This window comes from Aeromonas sp. 11P (assembly GCF_051920165.1).
In the GTDB taxonomy this organism is placed as follows: domain Bacteria; phylum Pseudomonadota; class Gammaproteobacteria; order Enterobacterales; family Aeromonadaceae; genus Aeromonas; species Aeromonas veronii.
Map to the genome: position 1 here is coordinate 4,672,042 of NZ_JBQBDJ010000004.1, position 17,543 is coordinate 4,689,584.

Here is a 17,543-nt window from a genome sequence, read left to right on the forward strand (position 1 = left end):
TATGAAATTGGCAACATTGAACAATGGCAAGCGCGATGGCGCTTTGGTGGTGGTGAGCCGGGATCTGACCCGAGCGGTGCGGGTGAGCGAGATTGCCCCGACGTTGCAGGCCGCCCTCGACGAGTGGGCCGAGGTTGCCCCCAGGCTTGAGGCTGTTTATCAGCAGCTTAACGAGGGCCGTGTGGCCGAGGCATTCCCCTTTGACGAAGCGTCTTGCCTCTCTCCGCTGCCGCGTGCCTATCAGTGGGCCGATGGCAGCGCCTACGTCAACCATGTGGAGCTGGTGCGCAAGGCGCGCGGCGCCGAAATGCCAGAGAGCTTCTGGCACGATCCTGATCTATCAGGGGGGCTCCGACAGCTTTTTGGCTCCCCGCGGGCCGATCGTGATGGGCTCCGAGGAGTGGGGGATCGATTTCGAGTCGGAGGTAGCCATCATCACCGACGATGTGCCGATGGGGGTGAGCCCGCAGGTGGCCGTCAGTCACGTCAAGCTGCTGATGCTGGTCAACGACGTGAGCCTGCGCAACCTGATCCCGGGGGAGCTCGCCAAGGGCTTTGGTTTCTTTCAGTCCAAGCCGTCGAGCGCCTTCTCGCCGGTGGCCATCACCCCGGATGAGCTGGGCGATGACTGGCGCGATGGCAAAGTGCATCTGCCGCTTCTGACTCACCTCAACGGTGCCCTGTTTGGTGCGCCCGAAGCCGGGGTGGACATGACCTTCAACTTCTTCGAGCTGATTGCCCACGCCGCCAAGACCAGACCACTCGGGGCGGGCTGCATCATTGGCTCGGGCACCGTCTCCAACTACGATCGCAGCGCCGGTTCATCCTGCATCGCCGAGCGCCGCATGCTGGAAATTCTTGATTGTGATCAAGCTATAACCCCCTATTTGCAGTTTGGTGATAGAGTGTCGATCGCGATGGAAGATCGCTCTGGCCAAAACCTGTTTGGCACCATCTCTCAACAGGTGGTGCCAGCGAGCGGTCAGGGAGGTTGATGACCCGCGCCGGTTGGCGGCAAGGATATTCGGGATATGTCCGGATCACGACGAGCCCTCAACCGGTGCCGGATACACAAGGAGGCAGGTGGCGAGCACCTGCCGGGCTTCGGGCCCAGATAAGATGCAGGGACAGATTATGTTGCAGTTGTTTGGCTATTGGCGTTCGTCGGCAAGTTTTCGGGTTCGGATCGTGTTGCAGCTCAAGGGGCTCGCCTACGAGCAGCATCCCATCAATTTGCGGCAAGGCGAGCAGAGCGAGAAGGCCTATCGCCGGATCAACCCGCAAGGGTTGGTGCCGTTTCTGGTGGATGGCGATGTGCAGATCGGTCAGTCGGTCGCCATCATGGAGTACCTTGACGAGACCTATCCTGCCTATTCTCTGATGCCCTCTTCCCCCGACGCGCGGGCCCGAGTGCGCCAGATCGTCAACATGATCGCCTGTGATATTCACCCCCTCAACAATCTGCGGGTGCTCAACTATCTGGAAGAGCACTTCAGGGCCAACAACGAGCAGGAGGCTCGCTGGTATCGCCACTGGATTGACGAGACCTTCACCGCCCTCGAACAGCTGTTGATGACCACCGCCGGTGTCTACTGCGTCGGCAATGAAGTGACCCTGGCCGACTGCATGCTGGTGCCACAGGTCTACAACGCCCGCCGCTACGACATGACCCTGGACGATTACCCCACTATCCGCCGCATCGTCGCCAACTGCGAACAGTTGCAAGCCTTTATCAAGGCGGCCCCCGCCAACCAGCCGGATGCGCAGTGACCTACTGAATTGAATCGCGGGATGGCATCAACACGCCATTCATAAACAAGGGCCCACTGTGTGGGCCCTTGCTCGTTAACAGCACTCCAGTTTGCTGGCGTGCCTCTTTCTGTTCAGAGGGGATCAGGCACCCTGCTCCGGGCGGGCGTCCGGGATCAGCGGATCGGCTTTGCGGCGGCGCAGCAGGCGTACCAGCGGGGGCAGGGTGATCACTGCAATGGCCAGTACCAGCAGGGTCTGGCTGATGCCGCTGCTCCACAGGATGGCGGTGTCGCCATTGCTGATGGAGAGGGCGCGGCGCAGGTTCTGCTCCAGCATTTCACCCAGCACGAAGCCCAGAATGAGCGGTGACATGGGGAAGTGCATCTTGCGCAGCAGGTAGCCAAAGACCCCGAGGGCCACCATCAGCAACAGGTCGAAGGTGGTGCTGTGCACCGCATAGACTCCCACCGCCGAGACGCTGGCGATGGCGGGCACCAAAAACCAGAGCGGGATGGAGAGCATGCGGGTAAAGAGCCCCACCATGGGGATGTTCATCACCAGCAGCATGACGTTGGCCAGCAAGAGGGCGGCGATCAGTCCCCACACCACATCGGGTTGTTCGGTGAACATGGTGGGGCCGGGGGTGATGTTGTAGAGGGTCAGTGCCCCCATCATCACCGCCGTGGTGCCCGACCCCGGCACTCCCAGGGTCAGCATGGGGATAAAGGAGCCGCAGGCTGAGGCGTTGTTGGCCGCCTCCGGTGCGGCCACGCCGCGAATGTCCCCCTCGCCGAATTTGGCATTGGGCCCCGCCAGTCGCTTCTCGGTCATGTAGGTGATGGCACTGGCGATGGTGGCACCAGCGCCGGGCAGAATGCCGACGAAGAAGCCGATGGTGGAGGAGCGCAACATGGTGCCGGTGCAATGGACCAGCTCCTTGAAGTTGAACAGCATCCGTCCGGTGGTGCGCACCAGCTTGCCGCCGCCGCTGGTGTGTTCCAGCATCAGCAGGATCTCGCTCACCGAGAAGAGGCCGATCACCACCACGATAAACTGCACCCCGTCCGAGAGGTGAACGCTGTCGAAGGTGAAGCGATAGACGCCGGTGTTGGCATCCACCCCGACGGTGGCGAGCCCCAGCCCAATCAGCGCCGCCATAAAGGATTTGAGCGGGTTCTGGCTCATCATGCTGCCGAGGCAGGCGATGGCGAACACCATCAGGGCGAAATACTCCGCCGGGCCGAAGGCGAGGGACCAGCGCGCCAGCGCCGGGGCGAACAGGATGATCCCCCCGATGGCGAGCATGGAGCCGACAAAGGAGCTGACCGCCGAGATGGAGAGGGCCACTCCCGCCTTGCCCTGCTGGGCCATGGGGTAGCCATCCAGCGCGGTCATGATGGCGGCGGCATCCCCCGGCACGTTGAGCAGGATCGAGGAGATCCGCCCGCCATACTCACAACCGATATAGACGGTGGCGAGCAGAATGAGCGCCGATTCGGGGGGCAGTTTCAGGGCAAAAGCCAGCGGCAACAGGATGGCGACCCCGTTGATGGGGCCAAGGCCCGGCAGCAGGCCGACCACGGTGCCGACAAAGCAGCCGATGAGGGCGATCACCATATTCTCCGGGGTGAGTGCCACCGCAAAGCCCTGGGATAGGTACATCCAGGTATCCATATTGACTCCTTAAGAGAACCAGACGCCGAGGGGCAGGGTGACATCCAGCAGCCGGTCGAAGGCGAGATAGAGCACCAGACCGCCGACAACGCCGGAGAGCAGGGCGGCTTTGGCAGAGGCGCCAAACAGGCGCCCCAGAACAAAGGTGAGCAGGGTGGTGGCCAGCGGAAAGCCCAGCCACTCGAAGCTGGCACCGTACCCGGCCAGCGCCACCACCATAATGGCGAGGTGGCGCAGGGTACGCAGTGGCGGCCAGCTGACGGTGTCCGGCTGGCGGCGCAGCAGCAACAGGGCGCAGAGCGCCATCAGGCCGATGATGCCGAGCGGGAAGGGGCGTGGCCCCAGCGGCTCATAGCTGTATTCGCTCTGGATCTGCCAGGCGATAGCGGCGCCTGCCAGACAGAGCAGCAGCCAGATAGCGGCGAAGATGCGATCGCTCATGGCTGCGGCTCCTATTTGGCCAGACCGAAGGCTTTGGCCTGCTCGCGATATTGCGCTACCTGCTCCTTGACGTAGCTGTCGAGGGCCTCGCCGGTGAGGTCAAACTCGAACAGGCCGCGCAGATCCCGCTGCGCCTTGAAGGTGTCGGTCTTCACCAGCTGATCGAAGGTCTGCTTCCACCACTGGTATTCGCTGTCGCTCACCTTGGGGCCGACATAGAAGCCGCGGATCACCGGCCACACCAGGTCATAACCCTGCTCCTTGGCGGTGGGGATGGTGGCCAGCTTGCCGGGCAGCCGCTCGGCTGAGAACACCGCCAGCACCCGCAGCTTGTCGCCGCCGATATAGGGCACCATCTCGCTCAGATCGCCGGAGACCGCCTGCACATGGTTGCCCAGCAGTGCAGTGACCGGCTCGCCGCCCCCTTCAAAGGCGACGTAGCGCATCTTGTGGGGGTCAACCCCGGCCTGTTTGGCCAGCAGCGCCGTCTTCATCCAGTCCTGACTGCCGATGGAGGCGCCTGCCCCGATCACCACGCTGTTGGGATCGCGTTCCATGGCGCTCACCAGCTCCTTGAGGTTCTGATAGGGAGCATCGTGGCGCACCGCGATCATGCCGTAATCGGTCCCCACCGCCGCCAGCCAGCGCACATCATCCACCCCGTAACGGCCAAATTTACCCTGTGAGAGGTTGAGCAGGGAGCCACCGGAGAAGGCGACCACGGTCCCCGCCTCGGCAGGGCGCTGGGCCACGATGGCGTTGTAGGCCACGGCGCCGACCCCGCCCGGCATATAGGTGACCCGCATCGGCTTGTCGATGGTGCCGGTCTCCTGCAGGCTCACCTGCAGCAGCTTGCAGGTGAGATCGAAACCACCGCCCGGTTTGGCCGGTGCGATGCATTCGGTACGGCTCGGAGTCGTGGCACTTTCGGCCGCCTGCAGTGGCAGGGCGCCGAGCAGGGTCAGCAGGGCGAGGGCATGACGTGTGCGTTGCTTCATGGTTGTGTGCTCCATCTTGTCGTTGTTTTTCCTGGGTGTGACTCCGTCGATAGACGAAGTGATGCGAAATTGTTAAAACAACAACCTTTCATTCACCTTTCAATCGCTGACCAATTGGCGGGAGTGTGACCGTGATCGCACCTTGTTCTGCTCAGGCAATGGTGAATGGATGTAGTTGCAGCACAGTGGTTGCACGCCGTCGTTAAGAACAAGGGGATAGGGATGCGCTTGCTGTTGGCAGAAGATAATCACGAACTGGCCCACTGGCTGTCGCGGGCACTCACCAGCGCCGGTTTCGCGGTGGATTGGGTGGCTGACGGCGCCCGGGCCGATCATCTGCTGCGCCACGAAAAATACGCGCTGGCGGTGCTCGATATCGAGATGCCCAAGCTCGACGGGCTGGCGGTACTCGGCCGGTTGCGCAGCAGGGGGCAGGGGTTGCCTGTGCTGCTGCTCACCGCCCGCGGCGCGGTGGAGGAGCGGATCTGCGGCCTCAATGCCGGAGCAGATGACTATCTGGCCAAGCCGTTCGATCTGGGGGAGCTGGATGCCCGGCTACGGGCCCTGCTGCGGCGCAGCGAAAGCGGTGGTGCCGAGCTGCGGCTGGGGCGCCTGACCCTGCACCCCGACGGCTATTTTCTGCTGGCCGATGCCCGCCTGGCCCTGACTCCGCGCGAACTGGCGCTGCTGACCGCGCTGATGTACCGCCACGGGCGGCCCGTCGCCAAGGGGCAGCTGTTCGAGCAGGTGTTCAACCTCGATGACGAGGTAGGGCTCGACAGCATCGATCTCTATATCCACCGGTTGCGCAAAAAGCTGGTGGGCAGCGGGGTGGTGATCACCACCCTGCGCGGTCTCGGCTATCTGCTGGAAGCGGCGCCGGAGGCCTCCCATTAGTCGCTCCCTGCTCCATCAACTGCTGCTGTTTCTGGGGGGCCCCTTGCTGATCCTCTGGGCTGCCTCGGCCTGGTACAGCTACTACGGCGCGTTGGCGGCGGCTACCTCGGCCTATGATCGCACTCTGCTCGCCTCGGCCCGCACCGTTGCCGAGCGGCTGACGGCAGCCGAAGGCAGCCTCAGGGTGGATGTGCCCTATGTGGTGCTCGACAGCTTCGAGCGCAACATGCGCGATCGCCTCTTCTATCAGGTGCGCGGTATCGACGATAGGGTCATCTCCGGCTTTGACGATCTGCCCCCCATGCCGGACGGTACGCCACTGACCGACCGTTATCCGGCGCTCGCCTACTTCTATGACGGCCTTTATCAGGAGGCGCCGATCCGCGCCGTGATGCTGCTGCAACCGGTAGGTGAGGGGGGCGTCAACGGCATGGCCCGCATCACGGTGGCGGAAACCCTGCTCGGTCGCCAGCAGTTGGCGGAGCAGTTGCTCTGGTCGGCCCTGTTGACCCAGGGGGCGCTGGTGGTGCTCACCCTGTTGCTCGCTTATCTCTTGCTCAAGCGGCTGCTCACCCCGATGCACCGTTTGTCGCGGGAGATCTTGCGCCGCGATGCCGCCAATCTTGCTCCCTTGCCCGACCTGCTCCCCTGGCAGGAGACCCGGCCGCTGGTGCAGGCGTTCAACCGCCAGCTGGCCAGATTGCGCCAGCTGGTGGCCCGGCAGGAGCGTTTCAGCGCCGATGCCGCCCATCAGTTGCGCACCCCGCTCACCATTTTGAAAACCCAGGTGGAGGTGGCGCGCGGCAGTGGCGATCCCGCCCTGATGAGGGAGAGTCTCGATGCCATGGCCGTGCGGCTCGATCACACCATCGCCCTGACCGAGCGGCTCCTGCTGCTGGCTAGGCTCAAATCAGACGAGTGCTCCGGGCTGCGCCAGCGTGAGCCCATGGAGTTGACTGCGCTGATGCAGCAAGCCTGTCTGTCACGGTTGGCGCAGGCCCGCAGCAAGGGGATCGATCTCGGTTACGAGGGGGAGGAGTCCGCCATCATGGTGGCAGGGGAGCCGCTGCTACTCGGGGAGCTGTGTGCCAACCTGCTCGACAACGCCATCAAATACACCCCGCCCCACGGCACCGTGACGGCGCGAGTGGTGCGAAGCTACGGGCAGATCTGGCTGGAGGTTGAGGATAGCGGCCCCGGCATCGCCCCCGAGCTGGCGGAGCGAGTCTGGCAGCCGTTCCAGCGCCTCGAGCAGGGGAGCGAACAGCCGGGAGCGGGGCTTGGTCTGGCGCTGGTACGCGATATCGCCCACTACCACCACGGCGAAGTGGTGTTGCAGCCGGCAACCCAGCTGGGGGGCTTGCTGGTGAGGCTGATCTTGCCGCTGGCAACATCGTGAGGGCGATAAAAAAGAGAGGGCACCTCTCGGTGCCCTGTTTATCTACACATAGATGGCGTTGGGGGTCAGCTGCGGATCTTGTTGAAGACAAACAGGACGATAAGGGCACCCACGGTCGCCAGCGCAATGCTCGGGATATTGAAACCGGTCACCGAGCCCAGCCCCAGCAGGGTACCCACATAGCCGCCAACCATGGCACCGACAATCCCCAGCAGGGCAGTCATAAAGAAGCCACCACCGTCGCGACCCGGCATGATCCACTTCGCCAGAATACCCACCAACAGTCCCAATACGATCCAGGTGATAAAGCCCATGGATTAATCCTCTCTGTGTGTTTGAGCCCGCATTATAGGCAGGGATGCCGGGATGCGAAGGGCCGGATGGCGCTGGCTGGTCACAAGCTGTCGGACGGCGGCTGGCGCTGGTCGGACTGCACAGTCCGCTTATGAGCGGTTGAAAGGCGGTATGTGCGCAGCCAAACCGGAGGCAGGACGGGCCCACGTAAAGGCCAAGATGAGAAAAGCCCCGCGAGCGGGGCCGGGTTTGTGGTGGGGTTATGCCCTCACTTCTTGAGGTATTTTCGGATCGCCTTGCCTGAGGTGCCGACTGCTTTGACCGCCCGTTTCAGCTGGACTTCGGTGCATTCGAACATTTTGATCCACTGCTTCATCTCATAGGGATCGTTGACATTGATCTTCTTGGCATCGAACGGGTGAGCGACCACATTGCTGTCAGGCATATAAACCTCAACTTGTTGAAATAGCTGGCGAGAAAGGCGTTTCTGCCTGAGCGCCATCATCCTCTCAATTTGCAAGGGGCAAGGTGACGGGGTTCACACAACCCGGGGACTGAAGGAAGAGTGCAGGTTTGCTTTGCTGATCTGTGAGCGATCACCACTGATTCCACCCTCTTCACAGCATCAACAACGGGGCCAAAGGCTGGATAAGCAACAAGCGCCCTGCCGGGCGCTTGTTGTGGTTATCGTGATGACCGGATTCAGGGTGTTGGGCAGGCGCTTGGCGAGCCACTGTTGCGGGGCCAGAGGGTGGAACCGTCGCTTTCAGAGAGCGGCAGGAATGTGACGCCTTCGCTCATGTTGGCTGGGGGCAGGTCATCCTCCAGCACATACATCCCCATCGGCAGGCTGCCATAACGCTGGTTGGCCTGCACCTGAGCGACCGCGAGGCTGGAGTAACGCAGGCCAAGCAGATCGAAGTGATTGCGCCAGTCCCAACCGGTGAGCCGACTGAGTGCAACCAGCATAAAGTCATTGCCCGGTATGTCGCGCACCCGTTTGCCGCCATAGACTGCATGCCCCGAGTAGGGGAACAGGCTAAAGCCGAGCCTATCCTTGCTGGCATTCCACTGCGCTTCACTGTCGGCTGCCGCGCCGAAGATCCGTGAATGCTGATAGAGCAGGGTGAAGATAGTGAAACCATCGTTCAGCCGGGTGCCATCAGTCAGGAGCATACGGTGGGCGCGTAATGCCATCTGGATATAAAACGCCATGCGATAGCCGTTGTGGACGGCGTAGGCATTGCTCTTCCAGGGGGCTTCGTAGCGACTCTCGCCGGTATCGAGCACCTGGCAGTTGGCCCCGAGCACGACGCGGTTGCCACTCCTGTCCCGTACCTGCGCCGCATCAGACATGAACACATAGAAGAGATCCTTGTGATTCATGTGCCCATCCTTGATGGGCGCCGTGTTGCCATCCCTCAGATAATGGGCGTGCCACTTCACCACATAAGGGAAGATGTTGTTGGAGTTTTCCCCCGCCCGGCTGCCATAGCCACTCCAGTTGTCGGCATCGTCTGCCGCAGCGTACTGCACGTTCAACCGGTTGGTCTGCAGGTTGTGGCCCAGCTCGTGATTGTCGAGCCAGCCGGTCGGGCTGATGCTGCCGGAAGAGTCCCACGGGTTGCCACTGCAACCACTGCCGCAATGGGCATTCTGGTCATAGTTGGCATGCTGGATGATGGTGCGGGTATGAATCGACTCATCGAGACAACCCTCCCCCAGCAGTGCCACGCAGGCGTTTTTCACATCTGCCGGCAGCGACTCATCGAGCCCCTTGCCCTGAATTTTCAGGCCCGCCAGGGTGTAGACGCCATTGATGTGATCCCGGGCGATGCTGTCGAGCAGGGCATTGGTGTCGGGGATGACGCCACCCACCGCCTTGGTGAAGCGATCCCGGCGCAGATGCTGTTCGGCGCCATCGGCCCGCAGATCGATATGGGGCAGCTCGGTTTGTTCCAGCCGCTCGTTGAACTCGCGTATCTGCTGCTCATCACTGAAATCCATGATGGCCGGATGACGGGTGACGCCCGTGGCGCTTACCTGGACGGCCAGCGATGCTGCCCCCCCTTCCAGATAGAGATAGATAGGGCCGCCATAAGGAGAGGTGAAGGTGACACTGCCCCCCTTGGCCAAGAGCAGTCGCCCTGTGGTCAGCTCCAGCGGGGCTCGATAGATTTTCTGCTCATAGGCGCGATTGGTGTTGGGCCTGTGGTAGTTGAGTCGGACGGTAGCAGACACATCGGCGTTATCGGTGCGTCTCAGGGTGATGGTTTGTCCCGGCAGGGCATACCAGCCGGTGGTGGTCCACTGCCCGCTGTAGGGAACCGCAATGCGCCGACTGTCGGTGAGCGTCGCGGGATAGGCGTAGTGAGCTACTTGTCCCTTCACCACCTTGTTGCGATCGGTGACGTACTCTCCCAGATCGGGCTGGGCCGGGGTACGGGTGCGGGCATAGCTCACCAGCCAGTCGGCAAACATCGCCTGCTGCCAGGATTGATGTTCATCCCAGGCAATGGGGTAGTCGATTGCGGCACGGTATTTGTCGGCCAGCAGCAGGGTGGCGGGCAACAGTGTCACGCCGTCACGGGCAAAGGGACTGATCCCGGTCTTGTCGAGGGTGATGGCCGCATTTCTCAGCCAGTCGGCACCCAGCTTGAACTGCTGGTTGAAGCTCTCCGAGCCACTGCAATTGATAAAGTTGCCGCCGCAGCTATCGAGCCACTGGGTCGTGAAGTTGCGATCCTGAAGGTTGCCAAGCAGGGTATCGACCGCCATCAGCTGGGTGTCGGGTGCCATGATGGTGTTCACTGCCAGATCGCTGGCTCTGAGTTTTGACCAGTAGTTACCCCAGGTGACCAGCCCCATATCGAGATAGAGGGGGCTTAGCAGCGGGCTGGCATCGCGCCGATAGTTGGAGAGCAGCAGCGGGATCCCGGCCGCTTTGGCCTTGGCGATCGCCTCTGCGATCCCCTGATACCCCAGCCCCTGGCGGTCGATATCGCTGATCACGATAAGCTCCGGCGCCATGGTGTCGATGCAGTCACTCAGCGCCTGATAATCGCAGGCATTGGCCGGGTTGATGCTGTGCTTGTCGGGATAGATCGCCTTGAGCCAGTCACGCACGCCTTCGTTATGGGGAAAATACCAGCTATCGGCGCGGCTTGGCATCTGGGTGGTAATGATGCGCAGGCCATCGCTATCCTTGCCCCGGGTCAGCCAGCCAATCAGCCCCTTGAGCAGCGCCTCGCTCTGCGCTGTGCGGTCAACGGAAAACAGGTTCGCCCCCATGGCGGCCTGACGGTAATCGGCTTGCTCGGAGACCATCACCAGACCTCGGATCTCGCTCTCTCCTTTGCCATTGATGTTGGAGGGAGCAGGGTCACCGTGCTCTCCGGCTGGAAGCTGGAAAAGGTGATGGAGTCGTGGCTCGGGTTCCAGCTGATCTGTGCCATTCCCTGATAGAGGCTGCGAACCAGCTCGGTGCGGTGCGCCTCACTGTCGGCAATCGCCGCACGGGCATGGGCGATCAGGGATTGCTCGCTGGCAAGGGTATGATCTTCCCGGGCAATCGCATTGGCCGCATCGCTGATAAAGCGGGCCGAGACCTGACAATCGGCGCGCATGGGTGCTGTGGTGTAGGTATTACCCGTCAGGGTGCCCTCACATCCTGCGATCTGCGCCAGCACGAAGCCACTCTCGGGCTGCACGGTGAAACGGCCCTGCTCACCGGCGTTCAGACGCAGGGCGTCGGGGCTTAGCGCGCCCCCCTGAGAAGCTTGAGTGGTGGCGTTGAAATAGACGGCGGCACTCTCCTGCGTGAAGCTGGCCGAGATCTGGCAATCGCTGCGCATGGGGCCAGTGGTATAGGTGAGGCCGTCCAGGGTGCCATCACATCCGCTTATCTCGGTCAGGAGATAACCGCTGTCAGCCTGTACCGAGAAGCGCCCCTGTTCACCCGCCGCCAACCGCAGGCTGGTGGGGTTCAACTGTCCGCCCGCACTGCTCTGGCTGGATGCCTCGAAATAGTTGGGGGTGACAGGGGGGCGGATAGGGGTCTCTTCCTGTTCGCCATCACCGCCGCCACAGCCTGTGATCAACAGCGCCAGTAAGGTGGTGAGAACCGTCTTTTTCATTGTTTGATACGTTCCTTGTGTTACGGCGGGTGGGGGAGCCGGTAGTCTAATGAGCTGCCTTGCTTATTTCAACGCTGATTGAATGGTTATTTTGCTTTATTTTCAGCACGTTGGATGTTTTTTTGGCCGGCTTTTGCCGTATGTGGTGTTGCTGGCGCAGCAGAACCGATAGGGATGGGGCGAGCACCCCATCAGCACAGGCCATACCAGCCTGAGCTCACCGTACTGAGTCGCTTCACCGGGTTAACAGGGGATGCTGGGCCGCAGGTTTTGCCTGCAACCCTCGCAGGGGGGATGTCAGACGGATGGCTGAGCGGCGGGGCCGATCGTTGCCAGCGCCCGCATTTCCAGCCGCTGCTCGCCAGGGCGGCAGACCAGCACCGAGCCTTGCTCGAACCAGTCTCCCAGCACGATGCGCCGCGCGGGCAGGCCATCGAGGGTGAAGTCGTGGATGGCGGGTCTGTGGGTGTGGCCGTGGATCATCATCCGGCAGTCGTGGGCGCGCAGGGTGTCGTCCACCGCCGCGGGCGTCACATCCATGATGATCTGGCTCTTGTGGGCATTTTCCATCTGGCTCTGGCCGCGCATCTTGCAGGCGATGGCCTGACGGCGGGCGAGTGGCAGCCGCAAGAAGAGCCAGCGCAGCCATTTGAGCTGGGTGATGCGGCGAAACTTCTGATACCCCTCATCCAGGGTGCAGAGCAGATCGCCGTGGCTCAGCACTACCCGCTCCCCATAGAGGTCGATAACGCAAGGGTCACCCAGCAATGTCATCCCCGCGCGCTTGGCGAACTGCTGCCCCAGCAGAAAGTCACGGTTGCCGTGGATAAAGTAGATGGGCACGTTCTGCTGGCTCAGGGCCAAAAAGGCATCGGCCATCTGTTGATGGAGCGGATTGGGGTCATCATCGCCAATCCAGAATTCGAAGAGATCCCCCAGCACATAGAGGGCATCGGCGCCGGGGGCGTCGTGCTCGAGAAAGCGCACCAGTGCCGCGGTCATATCGGGCCGCTGGGCAGAGAGGTGAATGTCACTGATAAAGAGGGTGCTCATGATGTGGAGGTCGGGCTCTCGGTCGAAACAGGGCAAACAGGGGTGGCAGAGGTAGTAGAAACAACTGGGGACGAATCGTGCGCTGCGGGTGCCATCGCGCCAGTTGAGGTATGGATATCGTCACGGGATGGCGGCTGCCATGACAGCTCGGCCAGATTGCATCCCTCCAGCGTCAGCAGCGCGGCGTAAGGATCGCCCGCCAACCCCAGCAACCGGCACATGGCCGCTTCCCCTTTCAATCCCTCTTCAAGGCGCAGGCGCAGCACTTCGCGATAGAAAGCATCGCCAAAGCGCTCTAGCAGGGCCGCCATCAGGGTGAGGTGGCGCCAGCCGTTCAGCGTCTCGATGGGGGCGGGGGTGACATACAGCTCCAGCGGCCAGCTGGCTTCGCTTTGATCGCAATCGGCACTGTGCTGGTCGAGGCAGGAAAAGGTGCGCTCCAGCAGCCAGATATTGTCGCCTTTGGCGCTCGCCTGCCAACCTTGGGCTGCAAGCGTTGCGGCAAACGCCGCCGGATTGGGATGCTGGCAGAGGATATCGAGATCGCTGCCCGGCCGATCGAGGCCGATGGCGAGCGTGCTCACCAGCGCCATGTCGGTGCACTGCGCTGCCAGCTCATCCCACACACCGGCGGTGAGCAGGGCATGGGCCGAGCGCTGACGCGGGTTGCCGTGGGCCAGATAGTCGAGGCGGCGCCAGTTCGGACTGGCAGTGGGGGAGGCAGATGGAAAAACTGCGGCCGGGGCCGCAGTTTTGTCAGTGCCGAGTCGGCAGAGATCAGTCAGCAAGGGTCACCTTGGTGATCACCACGTCTTCTACCGGCACGTCCTGGTGGATGCGGCCGTAGTTACCGGTCTTGACGCCCTTGATCTTGTTGACCACGTCCATACCGGCGGTCACTTCACCGAATACGCAGTAGCCGAAGCCCTGAGTGGTAGCGGATTTGAAGTCGAGGAAGTCGTTGTTGTTCACGTTGATGAAGAACTGGGCGCTGGCAGAGTGCGGCTCCATGGTGCGAGCCATGGCGATGGTGCCGATCTTGTTGGAGAGACCGTTGGCCGCTTCGTTCTTGATGGGAGCGCGAGTGTCTTTCTCTTCAAAGCCCGGGGCATAGCCGCCGCCCTGGATCATGAAGCCGTCGATAACGCGGTGGAAAATGGTGTTGTCGTAGTGACCGTCACGGCAGTATTGCAGGAAGTTGGCCACGGTTTCCGGGGCTTTTTCAGCATTCAGGGTGAGGGTGATGTCGCCGTGATTGGTGTGCAGAGTGACCATGATATGTCCTTTCATTTGATGCGGACGACGAAGTGCCCGCAGGTGTATGGCATAAAGTGGTGGCAATTCTAGCCCATCAGGGGCTGGCGGCATAGTCTCTCAGGCGCCGTAACCGTGCTGGCAGGCGGGATTGGCCCTCTTTTCTGCCTCGTTTTCTGCCCCTGAACGGGGTATTATGACCAACCATTTTACTCACAGGCAGTGGTTAGAAGATGCTGAAGATATACAACACACTCACTCGTCAAAAAGAAGAATTCAAACCTATCCACCCGGGCAAGGTGGGCATGTATGTGTGTGGTGTCACCATCTACGATCACTGTCATATCGGCCACGGCCGCACCTTCGTCGCCTTTGATGTGGTGGCTCGCTACCTGCGTTACGCCGGTTATGACCTTACCTACGTGCGCAACATCACCGACGTGGATGACAAGATCATCAAGCGTGCCGCCGAGACCCAAGTGACCTGCGACGAGCTGACCGAGCGTCTGATTGGCGACATGCACGCCGACTTCGATGCCCTCGGCATGGTGCGCCCGGATATCGAACCGCGCGCTACCCAGCACATCGAAGAGATCATCGAGCTGGTGCAATCCCTGCTGGAAAAAGAGCACGCCTACGTGGCGGATAACGGCGATGTGATGTTTATCGTCGAATCCTACGCCGACTACGGCAAGCTCTCCGGGCAGGATCTGGAACAGCTGCAAGCCGGTGCCCGCGTTGACGTGGTCGATGCCAAGCGCAACCCGCTCGACTTCGTGCTGTGGAAGATGTCGAAGCCCGGCGAGCCGACCTGGGAAAGCCCCTGGGGCCCGGGCCGTCCTGGCTGGCACATCGAGTGCTCCGCCATGAACTCCAAGCACCTTGGCAACCACTTCGACATCCACGGCGGCGGCTCCGACCTGCAGTTCCCGCACCACGAAAACGAGATCGCCCAGTCCTGCTGCGCCCACGGTGGCAACTACGTCAACACCTGGATGCACAGCGGCATGGTGATGGTGGATAAAGAGAAGATGTCCAAATCCCTTGGCAACTTCTTCACCATCCGCGATGTGCTGGCTCACTACGACGCCGAAACCGTCCGTTACTTCCTGATGTCTGGCCACTACCGCAGCCAGCTCAACTACTCGGAAGATAACCTCAAGCAAGCCCGCGCCGCGCTGGAGCGCATGTATACCGCCCTGCGCGATCTGCCGGTGGCGGCCGCTGTCGGTGGCGACGAGCAGGTGGCTCGCTTTAAAGAGGCAATGGACGACGACTTCAACACCCCGGAAGCCTACTCCGCCCTGTTCGATCTGGTTCGCGAGATCAACCGCCAGAAGGGTGAAGACATGGCCGTTGCCGCCGCGCTGGGCGCCCGTCTGCGCGAACTGGGCGCCGTGCTCGGCATCCTGCAGCAAGACCCCGAGGCTTTCTTGAAGGGTGACGAAGCGGACGAAGAGGTTGCCGAGATCGAGCGCCTGATCGCCGAGCGCAATCAGGCCCGTGCTGACAAGAACTGGGCCGCGGCGGATGCCGCCCGTAACCGTCTCACCGAGATGGGTATCGTGCTGGAAGACAGCGCCGGCAAGACCAGCTGGCGCCGTGCCTAAGGCTGGTGGCCTTGTTGGCGTCTGGTGCCAACAGGTTGAGCGAATAAAAAAACCGCAGCCCTTGGGCTGCGGTTTTTTTGTGGGCGTGAAGTAATGACACCAGTTCAGTATAAATTTATTATTGTTGATTCTCTATTTGAGAAAGTTTTTTATGTTGTGCCTCAAGGGCTTTGTCCACAACAGAGTATAAATTAACCATCATTGCCAGCGAGGATAAGTCACTCTCTGCGAGAACCTTGGAGCACATGAATTTTGCATAATTTTCTTTCTTATTATCATCAACTTCGAACGGTTCGACTATACCTGCTGCATCTACGCTCCAAGATTTAAACCAGTTAGGATTCTCTTGGTTGCACTCTTTAATCCATTCATCTGGAAATATTCCCTCCATGGGGTAACCCATCCTAACTGACACGAAATCTATGTTCGGTTGAAACTCTCCACGCCCACTGAAAAATCTTTGTAATTCCTTGCGTGCACGAACCCCAGCATCATCTCCATCAAATACTGTTACCGCAGCAACTTCTTTTCTAACATGATCATAAACGGCGCGTAAGAAGCCAACCAAACCACTTACCCCATCTTTTTCAATAAGAACGGCGTTAGAAAGATAGGGTAAGTTTATACCTGATAATGAGATAATGTGGTTTAAGGTTTCACGTATTACATATGCATCCCATTTACCCTCTAGTAATACATTGTTATCACCTAAGCTATAGTAATCACTGAATCTAAGGCCAAGAGATTTTTTGAGTGCATTGCAAGCCTCGTCGTACTTCACATGCCGTTTTATGCTTGTTGCTGAATCTTTTAATATGAAGCTATGTATGCCTGCTGGCTCGCGTGGTAAAAATTGCATTGAGTGCGTACTTATTACAGCCATGCTGTGATTTGCGAGCATTGCAAGCATGTATTTGCAATTTTTTGCTAATTCTGGATGCATATAACTCTCAGGTTCTTCTATTAGCCAGAATGGTATTTTACCTTCATCTCTTATTCTCTCATCCACCCAGTTGAGACTAGCGTAAAATATTGCTGCCTGAAGACCTCTCCCTTTCTGTGTATAATTTGTCTTAACTGTATCTGTAACAGAAATGCTGAATTCACCTACGATATTTCTTAGATTGTCGCCAGGAACTTCAAGCTGCACAGTTGATTCAGATATGCCTGATTTTTTCAATGTTTGACTTATCGAGCTTCCAATATTCCTTAGTTCATCTTTTAGGTTTTCTATTGCTAAAGATAGTATGCTTGATGCTTTTTCACTAACTCTTGGAGCTAGCAGTTGACTGTACAAGTCAACGATGCTCTTTTCACTTGGTATATATATCACATTATGCTTATCGACTAACTCTGTGACTAGAGATCTTAGAACTCTAGAATAGTCATTCTTTCGATCATTTGGTCTTTTTATATTAGCAAAGAAGCTATAGACTGGAGTGTTCGTTGCTGTGAAATACAAGTAAAGTGTTACTATATTGCCATCTCGCTGTGTTCCATGCAGTTCATGTAAGCGATCAAATTTCTCCCAAAACCAGATTTCCTCTGGTTGGATCTCGAAAGTTCCAATAACAGATGTCTGCTTTGTTGGTCGATCTACCGGAAGGTCTCTTTCCCTGTCATATGAAAATTTGTTATCGTATCCGCTAAATAAAAGTGCAATTGCACGTAATGTATTTGTTTTTCCTGAATTATTTGGTCCAATTAAAGTGGTGGATGTGTCAAAAATAATATGTTGCTCATCCTTTATGCTTCGATAGTTAGATATGCGCACATCAAGTAATTTCATTAATTTCTTCTCTGTTTTTATTTTTAGTGGATTGGGTGACGCAGAGCCAAGAAAATTTCAGCTTCCTTTTATTCCAAGAGGAAGCTTTGGGCCGTAGGTTAGATTAGCGAAGCGTAATCTGACGTTCGGGGGGTTAAGGTGTTAACACAGTTTGATAGCTCACTATTGAGCATGCATTATAAGACGACTTACTGAAAGAACGGGGGCGTTAGCTGTCCTCGTGCCGTCGGACAAACGGGTGAGTCG

The 17,543-nt window shown here is 59.2% G+C and carries 16 protein-coding genes and 1 pseudogene; 6 read left to right on the forward strand and 11 right to left on the reverse strand.

The features are described from left to right. Position 1: 1 nt before the first annotated feature. The 3 genes and pseudogenes from ACTG1P_RS21630 to maiA form a co-directional block, all read left to right on the forward strand. Positions 2 to 175, forward strand: a pseudogene (locus ACTG1P_RS21630) (fumarylacetoacetate hydrolase family protein); the annotation flags it as partial. Between the two features lie 208 nt (positions 176 to 383). Continuing rightward, positions 384 to 995 (forward strand): fumarylacetoacetate hydrolase family protein, encoded by a 612-nt coding sequence (locus ACTG1P_RS21635; RefSeq protein WP_440002337.1) that lies wholly within the window; start codon positions 384 to 386, stop codon positions 993 to 995. A 139-nt stretch (positions 996 to 1,134) separates the two neighbouring features. Continuing rightward, positions 1,135 to 1,770: a maleylacetoacetate isomerase gene (gene maiA / locus ACTG1P_RS21640; protein WP_005361400.1), complete on the forward strand. Its 636-nt coding sequence runs from the start codon at positions 1,135 to 1,137 to the stop codon at positions 1,768 to 1,770. Positions 1,771 to 1,893: 123 nt separating this feature from the next. On the opposite strand, the gene ACTG1P_RS21645 is transcribed toward maiA, so the two are convergent. From ACTG1P_RS21645 to ACTG1P_RS21655, 3 genes are read right to left on the reverse strand one after another with little or no spacing between them, the layout of a single operon-like run. After that, the gene (locus ACTG1P_RS21645; RefSeq protein WP_440002228.1) at positions 1,894 to 3,426 is read right to left on the reverse strand and encodes a tripartite tricarboxylate transporter permease; all 1,533 of its coding nucleotides are present in this window, start codon (positions 3,424 to 3,426) and stop codon (positions 1,894 to 1,896) included. A gap of 9 nt (positions 3,427 to 3,435) precedes the next feature. After that, positions 3,436 to 3,867, reverse strand: a complete 432-nt coding sequence (locus ACTG1P_RS21650) for a tripartite tricarboxylate transporter TctB family protein (protein WP_005350923.1) — start codon at positions 3,865 to 3,867, stop codon at positions 3,436 to 3,438. Positions 3,868 to 3,878: 11 nt separating this feature from the next. Continuing rightward, on the reverse strand, positions 3,879 to 4,865 hold the full coding sequence (locus ACTG1P_RS21655; protein WP_005350924.1) for a Bug family tripartite tricarboxylate transporter substrate binding protein: 987 nt from the start codon (positions 4,863 to 4,865) through the stop codon (positions 3,879 to 3,881). 165 nt (positions 4,866 to 5,030) lie between these two features. On the opposite strand from ACTG1P_RS21655, the gene tctD reads away from it, so the two are divergent. Beyond that, on the forward strand, positions 5,031 to 5,762 hold the full coding sequence (tctD, locus tag ACTG1P_RS21660; protein WP_440002229.1) for a transcriptional regulator TctD: 732 nt from the start codon (positions 5,031 to 5,033) through the stop codon (positions 5,760 to 5,762). Positions 5,763 to 5,805: 43 nt separating this feature from the next. Further along, positions 5,806 to 7,161, forward strand: coding sequence for a sensor histidine kinase (locus tag ACTG1P_RS21665; protein ID WP_440002230.1), 1,356 nt, complete (start codon positions 5,806 to 5,808; stop codon positions 7,159 to 7,161). A 65-nt stretch (positions 7,162 to 7,226) separates the two neighbouring features. Here the strand turns inward: ACTG1P_RS21665 and ACTG1P_RS21670 are convergent, their stop codons facing one another. The 7 genes from ACTG1P_RS21670 to ACTG1P_RS21700 form a co-directional block, all read right to left on the reverse strand. Continuing rightward, entirely contained in the window at positions 7,227 to 7,475 is a 249-nt protein-coding gene (locus ACTG1P_RS21670) for a GlsB/YeaQ/YmgE family stress response membrane protein (protein ID WP_005359720.1), read from the reverse strand. 248 nt (positions 7,476 to 7,723) lie between these two features. Then, positions 7,724 to 7,900, reverse strand: a complete 177-nt coding sequence (locus ACTG1P_RS21675; protein WP_139434670.1) for a DUF3606 domain-containing protein — start codon at positions 7,898 to 7,900, stop codon at positions 7,724 to 7,726. Between the two features lie 257 nt (positions 7,901 to 8,157). Then, complete coding sequence (locus ACTG1P_RS21680; RefSeq protein ID WP_440002231.1) at positions 8,158 to 10,782, reverse strand: ImpA family metalloprotease; 2,625 nt, start codon at positions 10,780 to 10,782, stop codon at positions 8,158 to 8,160. Further along, the gene (locus tag ACTG1P_RS21685) at positions 10,782 to 11,591 is read right to left on the reverse strand and encodes an InlB B-repeat-containing protein (protein WP_440002232.1); all 810 of its coding nucleotides are present in this window, start codon (positions 11,589 to 11,591) and stop codon (positions 10,782 to 10,784) included. Before ACTG1P_RS21685 ends, ACTG1P_RS21680 begins: the two co-directional genes overlap by 1 nt. 297 nt (positions 11,592 to 11,888) lie before the next feature. After that, the gene (gene lpxH / locus ACTG1P_RS21690; RefSeq protein ID WP_440002233.1) at positions 11,889 to 12,644 is read right to left on the reverse strand and encodes a UDP-2,3-diacylglucosamine diphosphatase; all 756 of its coding nucleotides are present in this window, start codon (positions 12,642 to 12,644) and stop codon (positions 11,889 to 11,891) included. Further along, positions 12,641 to 13,432 (reverse strand): DUF4269 domain-containing protein, encoded by a 792-nt coding sequence (locus ACTG1P_RS21695; RefSeq protein ID WP_440002234.1) that lies wholly within the window; start codon positions 13,430 to 13,432, stop codon positions 12,641 to 12,643. Before ACTG1P_RS21695 ends, lpxH begins: the two co-directional genes overlap by 4 nt. Then, a complete protein-coding gene (locus tag ACTG1P_RS21700; RefSeq protein WP_005337417.1) occupies positions 13,422 to 13,919 on the reverse strand; it encodes a peptidylprolyl isomerase in 498 nt (165 codons plus the stop codon). The genes ACTG1P_RS21695 and ACTG1P_RS21700 overlap by 11 nt, the downstream gene beginning before the upstream one ends. A gap of 212 nt (positions 13,920 to 14,131) precedes the next feature. Here ACTG1P_RS21700 and cysS point away from each other — a divergent pair, with 212 nt between their 5' ends. Further along, positions 14,132 to 15,508 (forward strand): cysteine--tRNA ligase, encoded by a 1,377-nt coding sequence (gene cysS / locus ACTG1P_RS21705; RefSeq protein ID WP_440002235.1) that lies wholly within the window; start codon positions 14,132 to 14,134, stop codon positions 15,506 to 15,508. A gap of 118 nt (positions 15,509 to 15,626) precedes the next feature. On the opposite strand, the gene ACTG1P_RS21710 is transcribed toward cysS, so the two are convergent. Next, entirely contained in the window at positions 15,627 to 17,297 is a 1,671-nt protein-coding gene (locus tag ACTG1P_RS21710; protein ID WP_440002236.1) for an ATP-dependent nuclease, read from the reverse strand. Positions 17,298 to 17,543 lie beyond the last annotated feature (246 nt).

What these genes read in the sequence shown, in the direction of transcription:
- maiA (WP_005361400.1), top strand. Translation starts at nt 1,135, where the DNA reads ATGTTGCAGTTGTTTGGCTATTGGCGTTCGTCGGCAAGTTTTCGGGTT.
- ACTG1P_RS21645 (WP_440002228.1), bottom strand. Translation starts at nt 3,426, where the DNA reads ATGGATACCTGGATGTACCTATCCCAGGGCTTTGCGGTGGCACTCACC.
- ACTG1P_RS21650 (WP_005350923.1), bottom strand. Translation starts at nt 3,867, where the DNA reads ATGAGCGATCGCATCTTCGCCGCTATCTGGCTGCTGCTCTGTCTGGCA.
- ACTG1P_RS21655 (WP_005350924.1), bottom strand. Translation starts at nt 4,865, where the DNA reads ATGAAGCAACGCACACGTCATGCCCTCGCCCTGCTGACCCTGCTCGGC.
- tctD (WP_440002229.1), top strand. Translation starts at nt 5,031, where the DNA reads ATGGATGTAGTTGCAGCACAGTGGTTGCACGCCGTCGTTAAGAACAAG.
- ACTG1P_RS21670 (WP_005359720.1), bottom strand. Translation starts at nt 7,475, where the DNA reads ATGGGCTTTATCACCTGGATCGTATTGGGACTGTTGGTGGGTATTCTG.
- ACTG1P_RS21675 (WP_139434670.1), bottom strand. Translation starts at nt 7,900, where the DNA reads ATGCCTGACAGCAATGTGGTCGCTCACCCGTTCGATGCCAAGAAGATC.
- ACTG1P_RS21680 (WP_440002231.1), bottom strand. Translation starts at nt 10,782, where the DNA reads ATGGTCTCCGAGCAAGCCGATTACCGTCAGGCCGCCATGGGGGCGAAC.
- ACTG1P_RS21685 (WP_440002232.1), bottom strand. Translation starts at nt 11,591, where the DNA reads ATGAAAAAGACGGTTCTCACCACCTTACTGGCGCTGTTGATCACAGGC.
- lpxH (WP_440002233.1), bottom strand. Translation starts at nt 12,644, where the DNA reads ATGAGCACCCTCTTTATCAGTGACATTCACCTCTCTGCCCAGCGGCCC.
- ACTG1P_RS21700 (WP_005337417.1), bottom strand. Translation starts at nt 13,919, where the DNA reads ATGGTCACTCTGCACACCAATCACGGCGACATCACCCTCACCCTGAAT.
- cysS (WP_440002235.1), top strand. Translation starts at nt 14,132, where the DNA reads ATGCTGAAGATATACAACACACTCACTCGTCAAAAAGAAGAATTCAAA.
- ACTG1P_RS21710 (WP_440002236.1), bottom strand. Translation starts at nt 17,297, where the DNA reads ATGAAATTACTTGATGTGCGCATATCTAACTATCGAAGCATAAAGGAT.